General features: G+C 68.0%; 5 protein-coding genes. 1 reads left to right on the top strand and 4 read right to left on the bottom strand.

Going from position 1 to position 3,300, the window contains the following annotated elements:
- The 3 genes from EB084_22265 to EB084_22255 form a co-directional block, all read right to left on the bottom strand.
- Positions 1 to 390: hypothetical protein (locus tag EB084_22265; protein ID NDD30989.1), on the bottom strand; the 390-nt coding region annotated here is incomplete at its 3' end.
- 4 nt (positions 391 to 394) lie between these two features.
- Positions 395 to 883, bottom strand: a complete 489-nt coding sequence (gene gspG, locus EB084_22260) for a type II secretion system protein GspG (GenBank protein NDD30988.1) — start codon at positions 881 to 883, stop codon at positions 395 to 397.
- Positions 884 to 977: 94 nt separating this feature from the next.
- Complete coding sequence (locus EB084_22255; protein ID NDD30987.1) at positions 978 to 1,931, bottom strand: hypothetical protein; 954 nt, start codon at positions 1,929 to 1,931, stop codon at positions 978 to 980.
- A 41-nt stretch (positions 1,932 to 1,972) separates the two neighbouring features.
- Here EB084_22255 and EB084_22250 point away from each other — a divergent pair, with 41 nt between their 5' ends.
- On the top strand, positions 1,973 to 2,575 hold the full coding sequence (locus EB084_22250; protein ID NDD30986.1) for an isoprenylcysteine carboxylmethyltransferase family protein: 603 nt from the start codon (positions 1,973 to 1,975) through the stop codon (positions 2,573 to 2,575).
- A 51-nt stretch (positions 2,576 to 2,626) separates the two neighbouring features.
- Here the strand turns inward: EB084_22250 and EB084_22245 are convergent.
- Positions 2,627 to 3,300 (bottom strand): hypothetical protein (locus tag EB084_22245; GenBank protein ID NDD30985.1); only part of this gene is annotated, 674 nt, incomplete at its 5' end.

The following is a 3,300-nucleotide window of genomic DNA, read 5'->3' as shown; positions in this document are numbered from 1 at the left end:
CTGCTCGCCGTCGACCAGCGTCAGGGCCACCGCCAGTCGAAGGCGGGTGAGGGTGTTGCGGCTGCTGCGCAACCGTGCGTCATCGACCCTCAAGTCGAAGGCTCCTCGGTCAGCCACCAGCCGCAGGCCCTCGATCACGTTGCGCCCGGCAGCGCGCCATGCCTCGACGGGCTGCGCCGCCGCGGGCGAGGGCCAGCCGTGATCGATGACGTTCTGAACGGCGTCACGGGCCGCCGCGCTCTGGGGAGGCACCACCGTCTCGAGCACGGACGACAGGGTGGGCGCCACGGAACTCGACGAAGAGACGCCGGGCGAGGGCGATGCAACGCAGCAGGGCGGCGTCAGAACGAGAAGCGCGGCGGCGCCGCACGCGAGCGCGAACGGCTTCACCGGATCACTTCGGCGCAGGGGTTCCGTTGAGGCTGTCGGTGGAGCGCAGATCGTCGCTGCTGTCGGGCTGCCCGTCAGCGCCGTACGAGCGGATCTCGTAGGGGGCCTTGTTGCTCGGCGCCGGGCAGATGTAGGTGAAGTCGTTGCCCCAGCCGTCTTTCGGCAGCTCGGGAAGGTACTGGCGCCATTTGCGCGGCGCCGGATCGGTGGTGGGCTTCTCGACCAGCGCCTTCAGGCCTTGCTCAGTTGTGGGGTAGCGGTTGTTGTCGAGCTTGTAGAGCTCGAGCTGCTGCTTCACCGAGGAGATGCTCGTCTGGGTGGCTGTGACCTTGGCCTGATCGACCCCTCCCATGAAGTTGGGGATGACGATGGCGGCGAGGATGCCGAGGATGGCGACCACCACGATGATCTCGAGAAAGGTGAATCCGGCGCGTCGTGAGGCGCGGGAGCGCAGGCGCGCGCGAGAGCGCGAAGGGGCGGCGTGAGAGGCCATGGGCGTGGATGCTCCGTTTCTGGCGGGGTTCTTGCTGCGCTTGGGAGACGCAAGCCGAGGGGGCGCGGTTCCGAATCGTCCCCGTGCGTTCGGCTCAGCGGAACTCCACTTCCTGCTGAATGAGCTTGCCCCCGCGGTCAAGCTTCATCACGATGCGATCTTCATGCTGGAAGGCCTGGAAGACATTGAGGCCCTGCTCTGCGTTGTTCACCGGGGTGCCGTTCACCGAGAGCAGGATGTCGTCTTGCGCGAGCCCGACCTTGCTCAAGAAGCTTCCCGCCTGCAGGAAGACCACCTTGGAGCCGTAGTCGGCTCCGCTCTTCTTGTTGGGCAGGATGCGCAGATCCTTGAGGGTGTCTTGCAGGTTCCCCATGACCTTGTCACGTTCGGCCTTGGAGATGACCGACTTCCCGGGCGCGGCGGCCTCCGGGCTGGGCGCGGCCACGGGAACGGGAACCGGCGGAGGCGGCAGGACGCCAGACGGAGGCGCGGCGGCCTCGCCGCCGGCCGGCGGCTGGAACGACGGCATCCAGAGCGTCTTCTTCACCCCCGAGGCCTCGAGGACGACCGAGGTCTCGCGGATCTCGGCCACCCGGAACGCCGGCGACCCGAGGCTGTCGCCCTCGCGCGCCACGTGCTCGTTGCCGGTCACCATCACGATGGCCATGGAGGCGCCTGGCGCAACCATGGTGCCGATGAGGGTCATCTGCGCCGAGGGATCGGGAACCTGGGCAGCGGGGACCACCGGGGTCGCGTTGGCGGGGGCGCCGGACGCCCCGGCCTGCGGCTTCTCCTTGGTGATGTCAGGGTGATTGCCCAGCAGAGCGCGCGCTCCATCGACAGACTGCTGCTCGGTGAGCACGGGCGCCGCCGAAGCCGGCGCGGCCGGCGCGATGGGCTGTGTCGACGGCGCAGACGTGACTCGACCGCGCAGATAGACGCTCGTCAGGTCGGCGAACACGATGGCGGCGACCGTGACGCAGGCAATCTTGAGTAGGGTGAGCCAGGAACGTGGTTGCATGACAGCGCAGATCGTAGCACAGGCCATGGAGCGCTCCCTGGAAGCGGGCTGCGGGGCTCGTCGTCTGCATCGCGTTCTGCGCGTGGCGCGCCAGCGCCTACCGCGATTTCTGGAGCAAGAGCCTGTGGGCGCTCGAGACGGCGCTCTACGGCGTGCTCGTGGTGGCCTATGCGACGCGCCTGCCCGCCGTGTCGCACGCGCGCGGTTGGCGCGCCCTGGTGGCGCCCTACGTCATCGCTTCGCTGCCGTTCGTCGTCTTCGTGCTGCCCGTGAACGTCGCCGCGCTGCCCCAGACCTTTGTGCCCGGCCAGGCTCTGCTCGTCATCGGCACCCTGCTCACGGTAACGGCCATGGCCACGCTGGGACGCTCGTTCTCGATCTCGGTGGAAGCCCGCCGGCCTGTCACCCGAGGGGTGTACCGATTTGTGAGACATCCGGTGTACCTGGGTGAGATGGTCGCCCTGCTCGGCGTGGCCCTGATTCGCCTGTCGCCGCTCTCGCTGGCGCTCACCGCCGCCTTCTGGGTGCTGCAGGCCCTGCGCGCGCGATGGGAGGACGAGGCGCTCGTCGGCGCGTTCCCGGCCCACGCCAGCTATGTAGACCGCGTGGGCCGGTTCGGGCTGAGACAAGGCCGACCGCGAGCAGACAGCGCGGCATCGCCGGACGCTTGAGCTCTCTCTCCCTGGAGCGCTTCCTGCGAGCAGTTCCAGGGAGAGCGATGGCTACGCCGCCGGACGCGTGGTCTGGGTGGCAGTGCGATGGGTCTGGGTCGACGCCTGATGCGTCTGCGTCGGGGGCTTCGCCGCGGTGGTGTACTGCTGCGAGGGGTACGATCGCGGCTGCAGGCTGAACGCGTTGGTGAGGTTGTGCCCGAAGCCGTCGGTTCCGTTGAAGCCCTGCTTGCTGCCGTAGACATCGGTGAAGTGCTTGCCGCCCGCCTCCTTGTCGACGAACACGGCGTGCTGGGGGCTCCACGCCACCACGGCGTCCTTGTTGCCCGGGTTCGACGCGCTCACCGCCTGCTTCTTGCCCCCGAGGCCGAGGTAGTCGGCCACCTTGTTGGGATCGTAGCCGTTGTTGAGGCTGTTCAGGTTCTGCTGGTACGACCCTCCATTGGCCATCTGGGCACGCTTGCCGATGGCCGCGTACTCGAGGGTGGCCATCGATTGCGCCGCTCCCCCGTCGCCTTTGAAGTCGGCCGACTTCGCGGCCTGATCCATCTCCTTGCCGGACAGGCCGATCTTGACCCCGTCCTGCATGGCGATGTCGTATCCCCCGCTGCGATTGGGAGAGACACTGTCGAAGACCTGGTTGCCGTAGGCCTCCATCGAGGCCTTGATGGTGGCGATGGACGCGCAGTTGCCCTGATCGCCCTGCTTCCACGCGGTCATGTCGT

It is taken from the genome of Pseudomonadota bacterium, from assembly GCA_010028905.1.
In the GTDB taxonomy this organism is placed as follows: domain Bacteria; phylum Vulcanimicrobiota; class Xenobia; order RGZZ01; family RGZZ01; genus RGZZ01.
The sequence above is the reverse complement of the archived record's forward strand: the minus strand, read 5'-3'. Positions and strand labels throughout refer to the sequence as shown.

What these genes read in the sequence shown, in the direction of transcription:
- gspG (NDD30988.1), bottom strand. Translation starts at nt 883, where the DNA reads ATGGCCTCTCACGCCGCCCCTTCGCGCTCTCGCGCGCGCCTGCGCTCC.
- EB084_22255 (NDD30987.1), bottom strand. Translation starts at nt 1,931, where the DNA reads ATGGCCTGTGCTACGATCTGCGCTGTCATGCAACCACGTTCCTGGCTC.